Here is a 21,201-nt window from a genome sequence, read left to right as displayed (position 1 = left end):
TTAAATGTACTTTAAAACCAAACTCGCTTTCTTAAGTTTTTTAACTTTTGCAATTCAAATACATGCTCAAAAAATAACTGGAGAATTAAAAACATGGCATAAAATTACCCTAACTTTTGAAGGCCCTAACACTTCAGAAACTGCAACTCCCAATCCTTTTACCGATTATAGGTTAGATGTTACTTTTACCAAAGGAAAAACTAGTTATACCGTTCCTGGTTATTACGCTGCTTGCGAAAATCCTGCTGAAGGATGTTCTTCAGGAAACAAATGGAACGTACATTTTGCTCCAGATAGCAAAGGTACTTGGACCTATAAAGTAGCTTTTAAAACAGGAACTGATGTTGCTGTTTCAGAATCTAAAAATCAGAAAAGTGCTGGTTATATGGATGGTGTTACTGGTACTTTTAAAGTAACACCTTCTAACAAAACAGGAAAAGATTTTAGAGCTCCTAACAAAGGAAGATTGCAATATGTGGGAGAAAGATATTTAAAATTCTCTGGAACCAACCCTAAAAAACCAAACGGACAATGGTTTGTAAAGGCAGGTGCCGATTCTCCTGAAAATACTTTTGCTTATGATGATTTTGATGCCACTCCAAACAGAAGATTTCCTAGATGGGATCATAAAAAAGGAACTCTAGCTAGTTTTAAAAGAACACGTAAAACATGGAGTCCTCATCAACAAGATTACAACCCGCAAGAAGCAAGTAGTTATACTTGGCAAAACGGAAAAGGAACAGAGCTTTTAGGAGTGGTAAACTACTTAAGTTCACAAGGAGCCAATGCCATGTCTTTTTTAACATTTAATGCAGGTGGAGATGATCAAAATATTTTTCCTCATTTAATGAGTGTATCTATGAAAGAATACGAAAGTTTACCTAATGGAGAAACTAAAAGAATGAACTATGCTGAACGTAAAAACTTATGGGATCATTTACAGAAAGATAGATTTGATGTTTCCAAGCTAGCACAATGGGAAAAAATTCTTGAATATGCCGATACTAAAGGACTGTATCTACATTTTAAAACCATGGAAAATGAAAACTGCAAGTTTATGGACAATAATAAAAATGGCAGAGAACGTAAATTGTATTATAGAGAATTAATTGCAAGATTTTCACATCACTTAGCCTTAAACTGGAACATTACCGAAGAAACTGTAATTCCAGACAATGTAGTGATTGATATTACTAAGTATATCAACAGCATTGACCCTTATCATCACAATTTGGTGCTACACACATTTCCTAAACAACAAGACAAAAAATACCCTCAACTTTTAGGAAATAAATCAGAATTGACAGGTGCTTCTATTCAAAAAGACAGACACTTGATTCATAAAAGTGTAAAAACATGGGTTCAAGCATCTAAAGAAGCTGGTAAAAAATGGGTAGTAGCTAATGACGAACAAGGTAGTGCAGGTCAAGGAATTAGAATTCCGCTAAATGTAGTAAGACATGAAGTTTTATGGGCTACTTTAATGTCTGGGGGTGCTGGTGTAGAATACTATTATGGTTATACAGATAATGATGGTGATATTCACAATCAAGACCACAGACTAAGAGGAGATTTGTACAAAGAAGGAAGTTATGCTGTTCAGTTTTTTGATAACTATTTTCAGAATTACATGATTGATGCTGTTAGTTATGATGAATTAACAACAAATAAAGAAGATTATGTTTTGGCAAATAAAGGGAAAGCTTATGTGGTTTATTTACCCAAAGGAGGCAGTACAACAATTGAGTTAAAAAACAAACGTTGGAAAATACAATGGTACAACCCTAGAAACGGTACAATGTCTAACAAAGAAAAATTAAATAAAGAACATATTATAAATGCTCCTGATGATAAAAATGATTGGGTTGCTTTGATTACAAAGTAAAGACTAACTAAAAAAAGGTGTTTTCTAAATTGAAAACAATAATTACACTATTTATTGTTCTATTCATTTTCTTATCTTAAAGATTTAAAGAAAAAAAATACGGCACCAAAGACAAGTGTACAGATAGTAATCCATGTCCTTGTTTTTAAGCCATCTTTTATAATATTGGCATTTTTAGAAACATCAAACTTATCATTTATACTCCACTTCTGTATTTTAAAAAAAAGAAATGCAATTATCCCAAGAGCAATACTAATAATTAAATTTTTATTCATCATCTTTTATTTTATCATCGATTAAAACAACGTAGGTTGGTCTTTATCGTTTGCTTCTTCTTCACTTTCTTCCTCTATTTCATTTTCTACCGGTTCATAAGGCAAAGGTTCTAATCTGTTTACTGTTCTTATTTTTTCATCGGTGAGTTGATTTCCTAGAGCTTTAATTCCTTTTACCGCAATAAAATCTTCTAGATCTATAATTAGATTGTCTAAGCTACGTTTGCTAAAAACAACCTCTACATTTGGCCTAAAATCTGTTACTACAATTTGTAACTGTGTTTTAGGATGTTCACTTATAAAGAATTCTTCTTTATCTGGAGCATCTATTACAAAACGTTTTACATAATATTTTTCCTTTTCTCCTTCATAATATATTGCCGAAATAGGTTTGTTTGGAATCCATTTTTCTAACACAACCATATCGTCTTCAAAGTGAGTTGTTAAATCTGGAGTAATGGTTTTTATTTTACCAGATTGTGTGGCTATTAACAGCTTATCTTTTGCCGTAAATTCTCCTAACAAATCACCTCTCCCATCAACATTTAATCTTTGTACGGTATCATCAAACCAAATTTTACGAGGTTTTAAGGTAGAAGTTCCTGCAGACTTGAACTCTATTTTTTTAACTGGATATTTGGTAATTAAATTTCCTTTAGAAGAACGTCCTTTGATTAATAATTCTGAAAAATCTATATCCCATTTTAATTTTTTAAGACCTGCCAAAGGTTTTAATTCTATAGAAACCGTTTCGGCTTCTCCGTTAGGGTTGGCTGTAAAATACCAAACCAAAGAACTTTTATTTCCTGCGGTTAAATCGTATTCACGATCTCTAGTTACAGACGTAACGTTAAAACGTTTCATGTAACTTGGTCCAGAACGACCATCACGATACATCATGTTGTAAATAGTACGCTTGTCTCCTTTTTTAAATATAGCTACATGAATAATATCTTTACCAACAAATGTTTTTTGTGCAGCTTTGGTTACAATCATGGTTCCATCTTTACGAAACACAATTACATCGTCTATATCTGCACAATCGGCAACAAACTCATCTCGTTTTAAAGAAGTTCCTACAAACCCTTCTTTTCTATTAACGTACAATTTCTCGTTGCGCATTACTACTTTGGTAGCTTCAATATCATCAAAAGTTCTAATTTCGGTCATACGAGGTTTTTCTTTCCCGTATTTTTCTTTTAAACTCTTAAAATAATCAATAGCAAACTCTATTAAGTTTTCTAAATGATGTTGCACTTTTGCAATTTCATCTTCTAAACTTTCTATAATTTGTTTGGCTTTGTCTATATCAAATTTAGAAATTCGCTTGATTCTTATTTCTGTTAGTCGAACAATATCCTCTTCTGTAATAGCTCTTTTTAAATGAGCCACATGTGGTTTTAAACCGTTGTCTATTGCAGAAAGTACTCCTTCCCAAGTGCTTTCTTCTTCAATATCATGATAAATTCTATTTTCTATAAAAATTCTTTCTAAAGAAGCAAAGTGCCATTTTTCTTGCAATTCTCCTAACTGAATTTCTAATTCACGTTTTAACAAATGCAAGGTATTGTTTGTTGATATTTTTAAAATATCGGACACCCCTACAAAAACAGGTTTATGTTCTTGAATTACACAACACAACGGAGATATAGAAATTTCGCAATTGGTAAACGCATACAAGGCATCTATGGTTTTATCGGGTGAAATTCCTGGTGGTAAATGAATTAAAATCTCTACATTTCTTGCTGTATTATCTTCTATTTGTTTGATTTTAATTTTCCCTTTATCGTTGGCTTTTAAAATAGACTCTATTAACGAAGAAGTTGTGGTACCATATGGAATTTCGTTAACCACTAAGGTCTTTTTATCTAACTGAGAAATTTTAGCTCTTACTCTAACTTTTCCTCCTCTAGCACCATCGTTATAATTGGTTACATCTATAACTCCACCAGTTAAAAAATCTGGGTAGAGTGTAAAACTTCTTCCTTTTAATATTTTGATTGATGCTTCTATTAACTCGTTAAAGTTGTGTGGTAAAATTTTTGTTGACAATCCTACTGCAATTCCTTCTCCTCCTTGTGCCAATAGCATTGGAAATTTTACAGGCAAATGAATTGGTTCTTTTCTACGACCATCATAAGAAGCTTGCCATTCTGTAGTTTTAGGATTGAACACTACTTCTAAGGCAAACTTAGACAAACGAGCCTCTATATAACGAGCTGCTGCTGCACGATCTCCTGTAAGAATGTTCCCCCAGTTTCCTTGCATGTCTATCAACAACTCTTTTTGACCAATTTGCACCATAGCATCCGAAATAGAAGCATCTCCGTGTGGATGGTATTGCATACAATGCCCTACCAAATTGGCTACTTTGTTGTAACGTCCATCATCCAAATCCTTCATAGATTGCATAATACGTCTTTGCACTGGTTTAAAACCATCGGCAATGGCTGGTACTGCACGTTCTAAGATTACGTAAGAAGCATAATCTAAAAACCATTCTTTGTACATTCCTGTAACTTTGGTAATGGTCTCTTGACTTTCTACCTCTTTAGGAGTTTCAAATTGATTTTCTTCTTGGTTATTGTTGATGTCGTCTTGCATATAGTTGCAACTGGTATTTATGTTTTACTTCTTTATATTGATATCGATTTATTTTAGAGACTAATTCTCCTCAATTACATCCAATTCATACTTTAAATTGTCAATAATAAAATCTTGACGGTCTGGTGTGTTTTTACCCATGTAGAATTCTAACATAGACTCTATAGATTGTTCTTTATCTAACATTACAGGATCTAAACGAATATTATCGCCAATAAAATGTTGAAACTCATCTGGAGAAATTTCTCCCAACCCTTTAAATCGGGTAATTTCTGCTTTTCCTGTTAATTTTTCTATAGCTGCTTGTTTTTCTTCTTCGGAATAACAATAAATGGTTTCTTTTTTATTACGAACTCTAAAGAGTGGTGTGTCTAAAATATACAAATGTCCTTCTTTAATTACCTCTGGAAAAAATTGTAGAAAGAATGTAATTAATAACAAACGAATGTGCATTCCATCCACATCGGCATCGGTAGCAATAATTACATTGTTATAACGTAAATTTTCTATTCCGTCCTCAATATTTAAAGCTGCTTGCAACAAGTTAAATTCTTCATTTTCGTACACAATTTTTTTAGTCAACCCATAACAGTTTAAAGGTTTCCCTTTTAAACTAAACACAGCTTGAGTGTTTACGTTACGAGACTTGGTAATAGATCCGCTTGCAGAATCTCCCTCTGTTATAAACAAAGATGTGTCTAAATGTCCTTCTTTTTTAGAATCTGCCAAATGTATTCTACAATCTCGTAATTTTTTATTGTGTAAACTTGCTTTTTTAGCACGTTCTCTAGCTATTTTACGAATACCAGACAGTTCTTTACGCTCCTTTTCTGCCTGCATTACTTTACGTTGAATGGCTTCGGCAGTGGTAGGATTTTTATGTAAATAGTTGTCTAAATTGGTTTTTACAAAATCGTTAATATAGGTTCTAACCGTAGGTAAATCTCCTCCCATTTCTGTAGATCCTAGCTTTGTTTTGGTCTGACTTTCAAAAACAGGTTCCATTACTTTAATTGCAATGGCACTTACTATAGATTTACGAACATCTGAAGCATCAAAGTTTTTTCCAAAAAATTCCCTAATGGTTTTTACAACAGCTTCTCTAAATGCATTTTGATGTGTTCCTCCTTGTGTGGTATGTTGTCCGTTTACAAAAGAATGATACTCCTCACTATATTGAGTTTTGCTATGTGTCATGGCAATTTCAATATCATCTCCTTTTAAATGAATGATAGGATAAGACAACGTATCTTCATGTATGTTTTCTTCCAGTAAATCTTTCAACCCGTTTTCTGAAACATACTTTTCTCCATTAAAAACAATCGTCAATCCTGGATTTAGGTACACATAATTTTTAATCATTTTAATTACATATTCTTTACGGAATTTGTAATTGACAAAAATGCTATTGTCGGGATGAAAAATAACTCTAGTTCCTCTTCTTATTGTAGTAGCTTCTAAAGGGGTTTGATTGACCAACTCTCCTTTTTCAAATTCTGCTGTAGTTGTTTGTCCATCACGAATAGATTGAATAGAAAAACTACTAGACAAAGCATTTACGGCCTTGGTACCAACTCCGTTTAATCCAACAGATTTTTTAAAGGCACGAGAATCGTACTTACCTCCTGTGTTCATTTTAGAAACTACATCAACTACTTTTCCTAAAGGAACTCCACGTCCGTAATCTCTAATTTTAACCACCTCATCTTTTACAGAAATTTCAATGGTTTTACCTGCACCCATTACAAACTCATCTATAGAGTTGTCTATCACTTCTTTAATCAAAATATAAATACCATCATCTTGTGATGATCCATCTCCTAACTTCCCAATATACATACCTGGTCGCATTCTAATATGCTCTTTCCAGTCTAACGATCGTATATTGTCTTCGGTATATTTTGTTTCTTGATTCATGAAGAGGTTTCTAATTTTTAGGTTTAGGTTAAATTTAAGCTTTTATCGTAGTTTATCAACAACTATCCTTAAGTAATTATTAACAGGTTTTACACGAATCCCCTATTTGTTCGGTGATTTGTACAAACGAACAAATACACCGTTTTGTTTGTATTCTTTTAACAGTTTCCAATGAGTTTTTAATTCAAGAATTTCGTCATCTTTGGTTTGATTCTCTATATTGCTATGCAAGTAATATTTTACATCTTTAATGGTTTTATTCTCTACATAATTTACTTGGTTCCCTTTAGACAAATATTCTATATACAAACTTGGATTTCTTGTTTTAGAACCAATACTATCTATTGGAATTTGATGATCTACAACATATTTTTGCATTTTTTTCTTTACTGGAAAATAATTTAGATAGGCTAACGAACTATCCCAACCTTGTGATATTGTTTCTGGATAAATCCAAAAATGTCCAGAAATTAAAAACATAATCGACAAAAAAAACAAGCCTATTTTTTTTCTCTTTTGTTGTATTGTTACATGTAGCAAATTTACAAATACAAGAAGGCTTATAAGGTAAAAAAGCATTAAATATCTGTGACCAATTGGGTTTGTAGACAACAACATTACCAAAATATTTGGTAACAAAAGGCAACAAAACCCCCAGAGCAATTCTTTAATTTTATTTGATAATTTCTTTTTTTGTTTAAAAGCAATTATCAAACATATTAGTAAAATTGTCAAAAATAAAAACCTGCCATAATCTGCAAAAACTCTAATTATAGATATAGCATTTACTATAAATTGTTTTAAATCTACCCAACTTCTATGTGCTATGTTTTGAGGTGATTTGATAATCCAACCTAACACTGAGTATTGATAAAAAAGATACATTGTAAAACAACCTAAGGCTAAAACATAGGCATACAATAATTGATGTGCTTTTTTTCTGTTTTTTGTTTTGATAAAATGCACATATATATCAAACATAAAAAAACCAACCAAAAAGAACATTCCTCTTAAATTACAAAACAGAAGCCCTGTAATTGCCAAGCTGTATAAAACTCTATTTATTTGAATGGTGTTAAATGCCATTAAACACATAAACAACATTAAAACATCATTATTTAAAATAGTGGTTTGTGCTAAGTAAGTAGGCTCTATAAAAAGTATTAAGTACCAATACCAAGGAATTCTTTGCCGTTTATATGTATGTATCAACAACTGTAACTGATATACGACTCCAATATTCAGCACTAGCAACAGCATTCTACTAACCAGTAAACTTCTACCAAAAAATTCCCATGTAAATGCCAATAATAAAGTCCAAAATGGTGGATGTCCAGAATTTATTTCTGTTGGCACTACCCACTGATCAAAATGATGTTCATAAAACCAAGTAGCTCTTGAAGATTTAGACAATGCATCCCAAAAAAAAGGAACATTGTACGTAAATGCAAAACTTATTAAAACAACCAATAGCCCTATTAAAAATATGCGTTGCTTGTTTATGACTACTAGTACTTTATTCATTTTTGTTTTTTTGACACAATTCTAACTCCTACAATTACAATTGCTACACCTATAGCTTGTACAAAAGTAATACTTTCACCTAACACCAAAGCTGCTAACAATATGGTAAATATAGGCCCCATGCTTCCTATAATAGCAAATTTAGAAGCCCCTAATTTCTGAATAGCAAAAGATACCAAATAAGAAGGTAATACCGTACAGAAAAAAGCCATTCCTAAGCTGTAAAAATAAACTTGATTAGGATACATTAAAACAGAGCTTCTATCTGTTATAAAATAGTGTATAAAAACAGAAGAGCAAGCTATAATCATGGCTAAAGAGGTAAACCTTAATGTTCCAAATTTTGGAATTAGCCAACCACTCCCTACCAAATAAGATGCATAAGTTAATGCACTTATAAAAATAAATGCTGCCCCCAGCAAAACATTGTTGCTATGGTTTATTTGCAACTCTGATCCGAACGTGATAAAAACTCCAAAATAAGTAATGGCAATGGCCCAAATTTGCTGCTTGGTAATTTTTGTTTTTAAGAAAACAGCTCCTATTAACACTACCAATGTTGGATAAACAAACAAAATAATACGTTCTAAACTTGCCGTTAAATATTTTAATCCATAAAAATCAAAAAAACTAGCCACATAATAACCTACAATACCTAAAAACAACAACCATACATAATGTGTATTGGTTAGTTTTTCTTTGGTTTCTTTTTTTGTATACAACAATACCCCTATGTAAAAAGGCACAGAAAACAACATTCTTAACAACAAAACATGTAATGTTGGTACTTCTAATTGATAAATTAACTTTACGATAATTGCTTTTGACGAAAACAAACAAACTGCCAACAAGGCAATAAACACTCCTAAAGAATTTTGCGATATGTTTTTCATTCCTCTTTTAGTTTTCATTACTTTTTACAAATCAAAAGTAGTTGTTTATACATAGTTAAGTACCAAAAAAACAAATAGAATACTCTTTAAACTAAACTTTTATAGAAACCTAAAAAAGATAAAAACATCAACTACAATTCCCTTTTCTTTCTCTATAATTGATTCTAAAACAGAAAAAAGTGGCTTAACTTTTAGAATTAACAACACGTAATTCTTACCCTTAACCTTCTAGCAAAAAACCTTAAACAATACAGGTATTACTAAAATTATCACTATTTCTATCCGTACTATAACTGGACAACTTGTAAAAACCTTTAAAACAAACAACACAATTGTTGTTTCTAGCTAAACTTATAGCATTTACATTTTACCTACAAACAATCATTTGTATCAAAAAATAACATTTTACTTTCCATCAAAAGCAACCTTAATTTGTACGATTACTTTTGATTTAACGAATATTCTCTCTAAAAAAAACATATGTTTTACTGCATACAAAGTAATCTTAATACATTTATGGCAAAATAATTTAAAAAATGAATACTAAATCTTTGTTACTAGGTTTGGCAACTCTATTAGCCGCTATTAGCCTAACTCAAAAAACAAACGCACAAAAAAAGCCCAATATTCTTTACATTATGTCTGATGATCATACCTCTCAGGCATTTGGAATTTACGGAAGTAGGCTTGCTGTGTTAAACCCAACACCTACGCTAGATAAAATTGCTAAAGAAGGAATGATTTTTGACAACTGTTTTGTAACCAATTCCATTTGTACTCCAAGTAGAGCATCTATAATTACAGGACAATACAGCCAAAAAAACGGGGTGTTAGATTTAGAAGGTGATGTAGAAACAGAACACCATTATTTGCCTCAAGAAATTAAAAAATTAGGATACCAAACTGCCTTGGTAGGAAAATGGCACTTAGGAAATAGACCTGATTTTGATTACTATAACGTATTTATGGAACACGGTCAGCAAGGTTCTTACTTTGATCCAAACCTAACAGAAACAGGAATGAACTATGCAAAATATGGTTCTAAAAATTACGAAGGAAAAGTTCACAAAGGTCATAGTTCTGATGTAATTACCGATATTACTCTAGATTGGTTAAAAAACAAAAGAGACAAAAACAAGCCTTTCTTTTTAATGCACCAATTTAAAGCACCACATGATGATTTTGAATATGCACCACGTTACAAAGATTATTTAGCTGATGTTCATATACCAGAACCTGCTAGTTTATACCACAACGGAAATAATGGATCTATAGCAACTAGAGGTGTAGATGATTCATTAATTCACGAAATTGGTTCTTCTGTTTCTAAAAGAAACACCATTAGACACATGGGAATGCGTATGTGGAGTAAACAATACACCAAACACAACAATCCTAAGTTAGATATTGAATCTCCTAAATGGCTAGAAGGGAACGAATACATTCATGAAACCTACCAAGAATATTTAAAAAGGTATTTACGTTGTGTAAAAGGTGTAGATGATAACGTTGCTAGAATTATAGAATACCTTAAAAAAGAAGGATTGTATGACAATACCATTATTGTATATACCGGAGATCAAGGATTTATGCTTGGAGAACATGATTACATAGACAAACGTTGGATGTATGAAGAATCTATGAGAATGCCTTTCTTTGTTAGATATCCTAAAAAAATTAAACCTGGAACAAGAACAGATGCTATTATAAACAATACAGATTTTGCTCCTACATTAATTGATTTAGCTGGAGGAAAACCTCCTAAAAAAATGCAAGGAAACAGTTTTGAATACATTCTTAAAAAAGGAAAAGAACCTAAAAACTGGCAACAATCTACATATTACAGATATTGGATGCACATGGCACATGCACATGCAAATCCAGCTCACTTTGGAATTAGAACCAAACAATACAAATTGATTTTCTTTTACGGAAAATATTGGGTAGATGTTCACAAACCTGATGCTGAATGGAACAAAAAAAGTTGGGGAAACAGGTTTACAATGGACACTCCTGTAGCTTGGGAATTTTATGACCTAACTGTAGATCCTAAAGAAATGAACAATGCTTACAACGACCCTAAGTACAAAGAAATTATTGCTGATTTAAAGGAACAATTAAAAGCAAAACGTAAGGAGTTAAATGAAGAAGATGGAGATAAATTCCCTCACATTCAAAAAGTAATTGACAAACACTGGAACGATTAATTTCTTTTCAAATACATTCTATAAAAAGAGAGCTATTTTGTAATAGCTCTCTTTTTTTATTATTCTCTAACTCAATCAACAAAACTAATTAATATCCTAAAAAGACTACTCAAAAACTATTATTTACTACAAAAACACGTATTTAATTGTAAAATTCTTACAAAAAACACATTTGTTTCATTAAACAAACAATCACAAGGATAGATTTATACCCTAACTTAAATCTAATACAATTATTATGAAGAATTATTTTTCAAAAGTAAAACTTAGTTATCTCTTAATTTTAGTAGGACTATTGTCTTATCAAAATTCTTTTTCACAAACATCTTTAACAGCAAACACAGCAAGTGAAATCATTAATATGGTAAACAACACCAATATTGATACTTTAAAAATAAAAGCGGGTACCTATATGTTTGCATCACCAATAAATATTAACAGATCTAATTTGGTAATTATAGGTTTAGGAGCTTCTAGAACAAATACTGTTTTAAAACTATCGGCAGAATCTAAAGGACTAATAAGGGCTTATGGTAAAAATATTAAAATGGTAAATTTAACACTAAACGCTGCCAACAAATTAAAATCTTACGATAACAGTATTTTTATTTTTGCTCCTACAAAAGATTCTGATGGCCATGTAACCAAAGTGAGTAAAAATCATAAGTTCGACAATGTTTTATTCAAAAAATCAAATCAAAAAGGAATTGCAGGGCCAATTGGTTTTGCTACTCACGGTTTAGAAGTTAAAAATTCTCAATTTGAAGACATTGCAGATATTTGTATTTTAATTTTAAACAGAGACACAAATAGAAGAGGGAAAGTAATTACTGCAGTCGATCAATTTGTGATAGACAACTGTGTTTTTAAAACAGGATATAAAAGAGGTGTTATTGCCGACTGCGGAAATGACAGAATAAAAACTGGTGTTGTAAACGGTAAAGATGTAGGAACTAGAATTACAACAAGCACTAGTTTAAGCGGTTCTACAGTTAAAAACTGTGTTTTTGAAAAAGTTGAATCTTTTCATATAGGAGGTGTACAAATTAGCGATTATAACATTAGACACAATCAATTTGCTGGAATGTCCGGAGCTGCTGGTTACGGACAAGCATTGCACTTTGAGCAATTTGTTAGAAACGTAGAAATTTACAACAATACTTTTTCTATGAATCCTACTGGAAGCAGTAAATTCCAATACATATCATTAGCAGGAACAGAAGGTCATAAACGTGTTTCTCAGCAAGCAGCTAGCAACACCTATCCTAATTGGACATATTTAATTAAAGGTAGTAATGAAAGACGTGCTTATACACAGTGTATTGCAGAAGCAGATCAAACTACCACAAGCTACAAACCCGATGGAGTTACTTTTGCAGCAGGTAAAGAATGTAAAAGAGATGTACACGACTATGGACCAAGAAATATTTATATAGCGGGTAATACTTTTAATGCCTCTACAAGTCTTAGTGCTTTTATTTTAATTGATGAAGGAGAAAAAATATTTATTGGAGCTAGAAGAAATCAAACCAATATTAACAATACTTTTTTAGGAACTACTATTAACAATAAAGGAAATGCCAAAATATTTTTTGAAGGATATGACGAAGGAACTTGTAATGCATGGGTTAAAAGCGGACAAGGAATTAATGCTGCTGAAGTATATGAACCTACTCATGCTGTTTACACATCATTGTGTAGAAACAAATTAGTTAACGGTGTTAATGTAAATAAAAACCGCAAAGCAGCAAGTTCTATTTCTGGTGATGCTTTTACAAGACTTTCTGTAACTAATGTTAAAATAACAGAGGAAATATTAAAGTATAATAGCTCATTAACTTTGCAAAGTACTTTTATATCTCCTAATCCATCCAAAGATTTTATAACAATTAAAAGTAATTCTACAATACAAAATATTGTTATTACCAATGTATCTGGAAACATTGTAAAGCACAACACCTATAACAAATCAAGCAACATTACAATACCTATAAGTGATTTAGCTCCAGGAATGTATTTAATTACGATAACCGAAACCACAGGGAACAAAATCACCAAAAAACTTATCAAACAATAATCTTAATTGTATACTAAAAAGAGAGCCAAAAAGCTCTCTTTTTTATTAAACTCCAAACTGCGTTAAATGATGATCTAAATGTTTGGCAAACATGGTATTCCATTCTTTTTTTGACAGCACTCCAAAAGAATGAGATTCTTTTTTATCAAAATAATTTTCTCCTAATTGCTGAGTTTTATTTATATAAGCTATCAAACGTTGTTTTTCAACTTCAAATTGTTTCTCATCAGCAATAACAAACTCTGGAGCTGTTGGGCTGTTCTTTTTATAAGGTTTGTCTCCAACCACAACTCCTTTCACAAATAACTTTAATAAAAACTTTTTTAAGCCTTTTGCTTTAGGATGAATATCATCATAAATAAATTTATAAGTTACATTGCAATGCGCTAACATTTGTGCCACGTTCATTTTTCCCCAATTGGGCTGACTGTCTGTTGACAAATTTTCTATACGCTCTATAATTTCGTCAGTATCTGTACTTTTAAATACATTTTTCATTTTGTAATAGTTGTTTGTTAAATAGATATTTCTAGTATGGAATTAAATATATTCTTTTTTAAAAAAACTAATGTCATCTTATAATTAAATACAAGTAAAAAAAACTATCACAAAAAAAGAGAGCCTTTTGGCTCTCTTTTTTTATATGCTATGTACTAACAAACTTATACGTTAAATCTAAAGTTCATCATATCTCCATCTTGTACAATGTATTCTTTTCCTTCTACAGACAATTTACCTGCTTCTTTTACTTTTGCTTCACTTCCTAAAGCAACATAATCATTATACTTAATTACCTCTGCACGAATAAATCCTTTTTCAAAATCTGTATGAATTACTCCTGCAGCTTGCGGAGCTGTATCTCCAATATTAATTGTCCAAGCTCTTACTTCTTTAACTCCTGCGGTAAAATACGTTTGTAAATTTAATAATTTGTATGCAGAACGAATTAATTTTGCAGCTCCAGGCTCATCTAAACCAACGTCTGATAAAAATTCTTTACGTTCTTCGTAGCTTTCCAATTCATTAATATCTGCTTCTGTACCTACAGCCAATACCAATACCTCAGCTTTTTCATCTTTTACAGCTTCTTTTACCAATTCTACATATTCGTTTCCATCAACAGCAGCTTCTTCATCTACGTTACAAACGTACATTACTGGTTTAATGGTAATAAACTGTAAAGGTTTTATAAATTCTAATTCTTTTTCTGTAAACTCTAAAGCACGAACGGAAACTCCTGATTCTAAAGATGTTTTTATTTTATCTAAAACATCAAATTCAGCCTGAGCCTCTTTATTTCCTGTTTTAGCTAACTTTTTTACTCTTTCTAAACGTTTTTCAACCGTTTCTAAATCCTTAAGTTGCAGTTCTATATCAATGGTTTCTTTATCACGAATAGGGTTGATAGATCCATCAACATGCACAATATTATCATCATTAAAACAACGTAACACATGCAAAATAGCATCTGTTTCACGAATGTTTGCCAAAAACTGATTTCCCAATCCTTCTCCTTTACTAGCTCCTTTTACCAAACCAGCAATATCTACAATTTCTACAGTTGCAGGTACAACTCTTTCTGGATTTACCAATTCTTCTAATTTTTCTAATCTTGGATCTGGTACGTTTACCACTCCAATGTTTGGTTCAATTGTACAAAACGGAAAGTTTGCACTTTGAGCCTTTGCATTAGACAAACAATTAAATAAAGTTGATTTTCCTACGTTTGGTAATCCTACAATACCTGCTTTCATGAGTTATTTGTTTTAAGAAGTGGCAAAGATACAACCTATAATTCAAATTTTGAAACTATTAGACCTGCTAAAACCTAAATCATAGATTTTTTTAAACTCATTAATATCCGTTAGATTCTTTGTACTTTTAACCACCTATAAAAAGACACTTTCTATGAATTTAACTATGAGTATTCCGGCTTTGTTATTTCCTGCAATTTCTTTAACCATGTTAGCATACAATGCTCGCTATTTGGCTATTGCTGCCTTGGTTAGACAATTACATAAAGAATACAAAACCTCTCATGAAAAAAACATTGGGGTACAAATTAAAATTTTAAGCAAACGATTGACTTTAATTAGAGCCACCCAAGGTTTTGCCATTTTAAGCTTTATGGGAGCGGTATTAACAATGCTTGTGCTTTTTTTAGAAATGACTTTAACTGCTGATGTTATTTTTATCATTAGCCTTAATTCTATGATGCTTTCTTTGATTTTATTATTGATAGAAATACAAGTTTCTACCAAAGCATTACAAGTACAATTAAAGGATATAGAGGTGTAATTTAATATTGATTACTATTATACATTTTATGTGAATAATTTTAATCTAATTAAGATCATCAATTACACAACAAACCAATCTATATCTATTTCCCCATCAAATTAGGTAAAAACATACTAATTTGAGGAATAAATGTAACTAGTAGTAACACCAAAATCATAACTGCTAAAAAAGGCAGCAAGGGTTTTATTACTTTACTTACCTCTATTCCTGCAACTCCGCTACCTATAAACAACAACGTTCCTACAGGCGGAGTACACAAACCAATACATAGGTTTAATACCATTACAATTCCAAAATGTACCGGATCCATACCTATTTCGGTTACAATAGGTAAAAATATAGGGGTAAAAATTAACACCGCAGGAGTCATATCCATAAAAGTTCCTACAATTAACAGGGTAATATTAATGGCCAATAACATAAATATAGGACTGTCAAAATTAGACAACATAAAGTTCGAAATCATTTGAGGAATTTCGTTATAAGCAAACAACCAAGACAATGCCATTGATGTACTAATTAAAAACATTACAACAGCCACTGTTTTAGAACTTTTTACAATTACAGTTCCTAAATCTTTTATAGAAATTTCTTTATAAAAAAAACTTAACACCAAAGCATATACTACGGCTATTACAGCCCCTTCTGTAGCTGTAAACACTCCAAAAACAATACCTCCTACAACTACAATAATCATTAAAATACTTAAAATAGCTTTTCTAAAATCATCCCATAATTGTTTTAAAGGAACACGTTCTTCTTTAGGGAACTTTCTTTTTACTGCAACTATAGCTGCCCAAGTAATAAAAGCCAATCCTAATAAAATTCCTGGTAAATATCCTGCTAAAAACAACGCTTCTACAGAGGCTGCTCCTGCACTTGCTAATGCAAAAACAATCAATACGTTACTTGGTGGAATAATTAACCCTACTGTAGAAGAGGTAATATTTAATGAAGCACTAAAAGGTTTTGGATAATTTTCTTTTTCCATTCTTTTGGCTAAAATACCTCCAATTGCTGATGCTGATGCTGCTGCAGAACCAGAAACAGCTCCAAAAAACATGGCTGATATAATGTTTACATATAACAAACCACCAGGAAAACTACCCACCAAAGATTTTGAGAAATTCACCAATCTATTGGCAATTCCTCCACTATTCATAATATCTCCTGCCAAAATAAAAAACGGAATGGCCAATAGGGCAAAACTATCTATTCCTGTTGTCATTTGTTGCATAATTGTGGTAATGGCTGGTACCGATGGCAAACTAATTAACAAAGTAACCGTGGTAGCAATTCCTACACTATAAGAAACCGGAACTTTTAACAACAACAAGGCAAACAAAATCACAAAAAGTGTGATAACTCCAATAACTGCTATACTCATAATTAAACTGTTTTACTTGTAGAGATTCCTTTTTTATAATCTCTTATATAATTGATAATGTGATATAAACTAAAAAACAAAATAAGAATTCCGCATGTAGGCACAATACTATATACATACCCTACTGGAAACCCTAAAGACGGAGACAACTGTCCTAGTTTTAGAGTTATATTCACCAAGTTTATACCTCCAACAACCATAACTGCGCTTGCAAAAGACATAATACAAAACTCTATAAACAAACTAAGAACGTATTTTCCTTTGGTACTGAATTTTTCGTAGAAAAAATCAATTGCCATTTGACCTTTGTAACTTCTAGAATATGCAGTTGCAATTACAGCTAACCAGATTAATAAAAATCTAGAAAGCTCTTCTGTAAACCCTGAACTAATTTTAGCATAACGAGCAATTACCTGCCATACCACATCTATAACCAATACCACAAATATTACTATTAATAGTAGCTCTAGTACTCTTTTAATTCCTTTAAATAACTGCTCCATCTTATTTTGTATTTTGAATTGCCTCTACTAAATTCCCAAAAGACTTCTTTTTAAAATCTTCTATAATAGATTGCGTTTGATCTCTAAAAGGTTGTTTGTTTGGATAATAAATTTGGACTCCTGCTTCTTTTAAAACTTTTAGTCCTTCGTTTACAGAATCTTCCCAAAACTTTTTTTGTGCCTGAGCCGATTTTCTTGCAGCACTGTACACCCATTCTTTTTCTTGAACAGACAAACGATTTAATGTTTTTGTCCCCATAATTAATACATCCGGAATATAGGTATGCTGATCAAAACTATAATACTTACAGACTTCAAAGTGACGAGACGTTACAAAAGACGGAATGTTATTTTCTGCACCATCTACCACTCCTTGTTGCAGAGCAGTATACAGCTCTCCATAAGCCATAGGTGTAGGAGATCCTCCTAAAGCACTCACCATTTTTACAGCTGTCGGATCGTTCATTACACGAATTTTTAATCCTTTTACATCTTTTGCAGATTCTACTGGTTTATTTACGGTATAAAAACTACGAGCACCTGCATCGTAAAAACACAATCCTCTTAACCATCTATCGTCTCCTTTTTGCAATAGTTCTTTCCCTATCTCACCTTCTAATACTTTAAAACAATGCTCTTTATCTCTAAAAATATAAGGAATACTAACAGCACCGTATTCTGGCACAAAATTGGCCATAGTGGCTGCACTTACTTTGGTCATAGAAATACTTCCTATTTGCAACAACTCTAAAGCTTCACGTTCATCTCCCAATTGTCCATCAGGATAAATTTTAACATCTAACTTTCCTTTAGATATTTGTTTTAATTCTTGCTGAAATACTACTATTCCCTTGTGTACTGGATGAGAAATAGGCAAACTATGGGCTAAGGTTAACGTTTTGGTTTCTGTTAACTTATTGCAAGACACCAACAGTACAAACCCAATTAAATAATAATAAACTCTCATAACATAATGTAAAAATAGATTGATGCCAATTATTTTAAAAACTAGCATTCTGCTTTTGAACAAAGCAACTTTTTAATAAATGACTAAAATTTAAAATAATTTAGAGCATTGTAATAGCATATATCTTCTACGATACCTCCTAAAAATTCCAAATCGTTTGGTATTTCTCCATTGGTAACATCTCTTCCTATTTCGTTACACAATATTCTTCTAAAATATTCATGTCTAGGGAAAGACATAAAGCTACGGCTGTCTGTTAACATTCCTACAAAACGACTTAACAAACCAATGTTAGACAAGGTTTGTAGTTGTTTTTCCATTCCATCTTTTTGATCTAAGAACCACCAAGCAGAACCCCATTGCATTTTACCTGGAGTGCTTCCACTATAGTTCCCCATCATAGTTGCAAACACTTCGTTTTCTGCCGGATTTAAATTGTACGTAATTGTTTTTGCTAATTTTTCATCGCTATCCAATTGATTAAACAATTTAGACATTTGGTGAGCATAAGTGTCATCAGAAACAGAATCACATCCTACATCTGCTCCCAAATTACGCATCAAACGATCGTTGTTGTTTCTTACAGATCCTAAATGGAATTGTTGAGCCCAATCTTTTGCATGGTACATAGTTGCTAATTGATACAACACATAAGAATTATAATGCGTTATTTGTTCTTTTGATATGTGTTTTCCTGCCAAAACAGCAACCAAAGCCTCGTTGGCTATGTCTTCAGAAAAAACATCATAAATTAAAGGGCCTGCTACTCCAAAATCAGACAATTTGCAACCTAAACTATCAAAAAATTCTACACGTTGTTGTAATGCAGCTATTAAGCTTTGTAAATCTGTAATCTCAATTTTAGATCTGTCTGCTAATTTTTGTATGTACGTTACAAAACCTTTTCCTTCAATATTAAAAATAGCATCGGGTCTAAAAGTCGGTAATACTTTTATTTTAAAGTTACCTTCTTTAATTTGTTTGTGCCATTTTAAATCATCAATAGGATCATCTGTAGTACAAACTACTTCTACATTTGCTTCTAGCAACAATTGTTCTGGCGTGGTATTCTGTAATTTTTTAGAGGCTTTGTCATAAATTTCTTTACACGTACTTGGTTGTAAAATATCTGTAATTCCAAAATATTTTTTAAGCTCCATGTGTATCCAATGAAACAACGGATTTCTTACGGTATAAGGAACTGTTTCTGCCCACTTTTCAAATTTTTGATAAGAGGTTGTTGTTGTTCCTGTAATAAATTCTTCATCAATACCATTGGCTCTCATAGCTCTCCATTTATAATGATCTCCAGACAACCAAACCTCTGTAATATCTTTAAAACACTCATTTTTTGCTATTTTTTCTGGCAATAAATGATTGTGATAATCTATGATCGGCATTTTTTTTGCGTAGTTATGATATAATTTTTTTGCTACTTCTGTTTGCAACAAAAAATCATCATTCATAAAATTTTCGTCTTTTTTAACTGATTTCATTTATCGTATACTTCTTTTAATTCCTAGTTCTAAACCTCTTAATTCTGCCAATCCTTTTAACCTACCTAAAGCTGTATAACCACAATATGCCTTGTTATTGGTTAAATCATCTATAATTTGATGTCCATGATCTGGTCGCATCGGTATTTCTATTCCTCTTTGTTCTTCTATCTTGGTAACCGCTTTTACCACCTCGTACATATCACTAGAGCCTCCTAAATGTTCGTCTTCGTAAAAACTACCATCTGCTTCTCTGCGTACATTTCTTAAGTGTAAAAAGTGAATTCTATCTCCAAATTTTTCTATCATTTTAGGTAAATCATTATCCGGATTGGCTCCCAAAGAACCGGTACAAAAAGTAATTCCGTTAGATGGACTGTTTATAAAACCAACCAAATCTTCTAAATCTTTTTCTGATTTTATGATTCTTGGCAATCCTAAAATATCCATTGGCGGATCATCTGGATGTATGGCCATAACCACTCCATTTTCTTCTGCAACAGGAATAACTTCATTTAAAAAGAACGATAAATTATTTTTTAAATCTTGATGAGTCATTCCATCATATTGAGCAATCATTGCTTTAAATTCCTCCATAGACAAATCATCTACCGTACCAGGCAATCCTTTTAAAATACAATCAGACAAACGTGTTTTTTCCGTATCATCCATAGTTTTAAAAGCTACTTTTGCTTTTTCTAAAACCTCTTCTGTGTAATCATTCTCTGCTCCTGCTCGCTCCATTAAATACACTTCAAAAACTGCCATTTCTACTTTGTCAAAACGCAAAGCAGTAGCTCCATTTTTTAAAGGCCAAAACAATTGTGTACGAGTCCAGTCTAACACGGGCATAAAGTTGTAGCAAATGTTTTTAACACCACAAGCGGCTACATTTTTAATACTTTGTTTGTAATTTTCTATACGTTGTAAATAATCTCCTTTTTGTAGTTTTATGTTCTCGTGAATGGGAATACTTTCTATAAAAGACCATTCTAATCCAGCTTCTTCTATCATCTTTTTCACTTTCATGATTTCTTCCACTTCCCAAACTTCACCATTTTGTATATGATGTAAAGCGGTAACTACACCTGTAGCTCCTGCTTGCCTTATGTGTGATAACTGAACTGAATCTGTTACACCAAACCATCTAAATGTTTGTTTCATT

At 31.9% G+C, this 21,201-nt stretch carries 16 protein-coding genes; 4 read left to right on the top strand and 12 right to left on the bottom strand.

The window, feature by feature from the left end; genetic code table 11:
* The first annotated feature begins 4 nt into the window (after positions 1 to 4).
* Entirely contained in the window at positions 5 to 1,885 is a 1,881-nt protein-coding gene (locus ACY2IJ_RS13270) for a DUF5060 domain-containing protein (protein WP_476724803.1), read from the top strand.
* A gap of 71 nt (positions 1,886 to 1,956) precedes the next feature.
* Here ACY2IJ_RS13270 and ACY2IJ_RS13265 read toward each other — a convergent pair whose 3' ends face one another.
* From ACY2IJ_RS13265 to ACY2IJ_RS13245, 5 genes are all read right to left on the bottom strand, one after another.
* Complete coding sequence (locus tag ACY2IJ_RS13265) at positions 1,957 to 2,160, bottom strand: hypothetical protein (protein ID WP_476724802.1); 204 nt, start codon at positions 2,158 to 2,160, stop codon at positions 1,957 to 1,959.
* 21 nt (positions 2,161 to 2,181) lie between these two features.
* Entirely contained in the window at positions 2,182 to 4,764 is a 2,583-nt protein-coding gene (locus ACY2IJ_RS13260) for a DNA gyrase/topoisomerase IV subunit A (protein ID WP_476724801.1), read from the bottom strand.
* A gap of 60 nt (positions 4,765 to 4,824) precedes the next feature.
* Positions 4,825 to 6,681, bottom strand: a complete 1,857-nt coding sequence (locus tag ACY2IJ_RS13255; protein ID WP_476724800.1) for a DNA topoisomerase IV subunit B — start codon at positions 6,679 to 6,681, stop codon at positions 4,825 to 4,827.
* Between the two features lie 102 nt (positions 6,682 to 6,783).
* On the bottom strand, positions 6,784 to 8,205 hold the full coding sequence (locus ACY2IJ_RS13250; RefSeq protein WP_476724799.1) for a hypothetical protein: 1,422 nt from the start codon (positions 8,203 to 8,205) through the stop codon (positions 6,784 to 6,786).
* Positions 8,202 to 9,116, bottom strand: a complete 915-nt coding sequence (locus ACY2IJ_RS13245) for a DMT family transporter (protein WP_476724798.1) — start codon at positions 9,114 to 9,116, stop codon at positions 8,202 to 8,204. Before ACY2IJ_RS13245 ends, ACY2IJ_RS13250 begins: the two co-directional genes overlap by 4 nt.
* A gap of 518 nt (positions 9,117 to 9,634) precedes the next feature.
* Between ACY2IJ_RS13245 and ACY2IJ_RS13240 the strand changes: the two genes are divergently transcribed.
* Together ACY2IJ_RS13240 and ACY2IJ_RS13235 are read left to right on the top strand one after the other, a co-directional pair.
* Positions 9,635 to 11,305, top strand: coding sequence for a sulfatase family protein (locus tag ACY2IJ_RS13240; protein WP_476724797.1), 1,671 nt, complete (start codon positions 9,635 to 9,637; stop codon positions 11,303 to 11,305).
* A gap of 238 nt (positions 11,306 to 11,543) precedes the next feature.
* On the top strand, positions 11,544 to 13,382 hold the full coding sequence (locus tag ACY2IJ_RS13235; protein ID WP_476724796.1) for a T9SS type A sorting domain-containing protein: 1,839 nt from the start codon (positions 11,544 to 11,546) through the stop codon (positions 13,380 to 13,382).
* 45 nt (positions 13,383 to 13,427) lie between these two features.
* On the opposite strand, the gene ACY2IJ_RS13230 is transcribed toward ACY2IJ_RS13235, so the two are convergent.
* Both ACY2IJ_RS13230 and ychF read right to left on the bottom strand, forming a co-directional pair.
* On the bottom strand, positions 13,428 to 13,880 hold the full coding sequence (locus ACY2IJ_RS13230; RefSeq protein WP_476724795.1) for a DUF1569 domain-containing protein: 453 nt from the start codon (positions 13,878 to 13,880) through the stop codon (positions 13,428 to 13,430).
* A 164-nt stretch (positions 13,881 to 14,044) separates the two neighbouring features.
* A complete protein-coding gene (gene ychF / locus ACY2IJ_RS13225) occupies positions 14,045 to 15,136 on the bottom strand; it encodes a redox-regulated ATPase YchF (protein ID WP_476724794.1) in 1,092 nt (363 codons plus the stop codon).
* Positions 15,137 to 15,290: 154 nt separating this feature from the next.
* Between ychF and ACY2IJ_RS13220 the strand changes: the two genes are divergently transcribed.
* On the top strand, positions 15,291 to 15,680 hold the full coding sequence (locus ACY2IJ_RS13220) for a DUF2721 domain-containing protein (protein ID WP_476724793.1): 390 nt from the start codon (positions 15,291 to 15,293) through the stop codon (positions 15,678 to 15,680).
* 85 nt (positions 15,681 to 15,765) lie between these two features.
* Here the strand turns inward: ACY2IJ_RS13220 and ACY2IJ_RS13215 are convergent, their stop codons facing one another.
* The 5 genes from ACY2IJ_RS13215 to uxuA form a co-directional block, all read right to left on the bottom strand.
* The gene (locus ACY2IJ_RS13215; protein ID WP_476724792.1) at positions 15,766 to 17,070 is read right to left on the bottom strand and encodes a TRAP transporter large permease; all 1,305 of its coding nucleotides are present in this window, start codon (positions 17,068 to 17,070) and stop codon (positions 15,766 to 15,768) included.
* A gap of 2 nt (positions 17,071 to 17,072) precedes the next feature.
* Positions 17,073 to 17,573 (bottom strand): TRAP transporter small permease, encoded by a 501-nt coding sequence (locus ACY2IJ_RS13210; RefSeq protein WP_476724791.1) that lies wholly within the window; start codon positions 17,571 to 17,573, stop codon positions 17,073 to 17,075.
* Position 17,574: 1 nt separating this feature from the next.
* Positions 17,575 to 18,540, bottom strand: a complete 966-nt coding sequence (locus ACY2IJ_RS13205; protein WP_476724790.1) for a TRAP transporter substrate-binding protein — start codon at positions 18,538 to 18,540, stop codon at positions 17,575 to 17,577.
* Between the two features lie 83 nt (positions 18,541 to 18,623).
* Positions 18,624 to 20,036, bottom strand: coding sequence for a glucuronate isomerase (gene uxaC / locus ACY2IJ_RS13200; protein ID WP_476724789.1), 1,413 nt, complete (start codon positions 20,034 to 20,036; stop codon positions 18,624 to 18,626).
* Positions 20,037 to 21,200, bottom strand: a complete 1,164-nt coding sequence (gene uxuA, locus ACY2IJ_RS13195; protein WP_476724788.1) for a mannonate dehydratase — start codon at positions 21,198 to 21,200, stop codon at positions 20,037 to 20,039.
* Between the last annotated feature and the right edge of the window lies 1 nt (position 21,201).

It is taken from the genome of Wenyingzhuangia gracilariae, from assembly GCF_056387575.1.
This window is presented reverse-complemented; position numbering and strand designations above follow the sequence as displayed.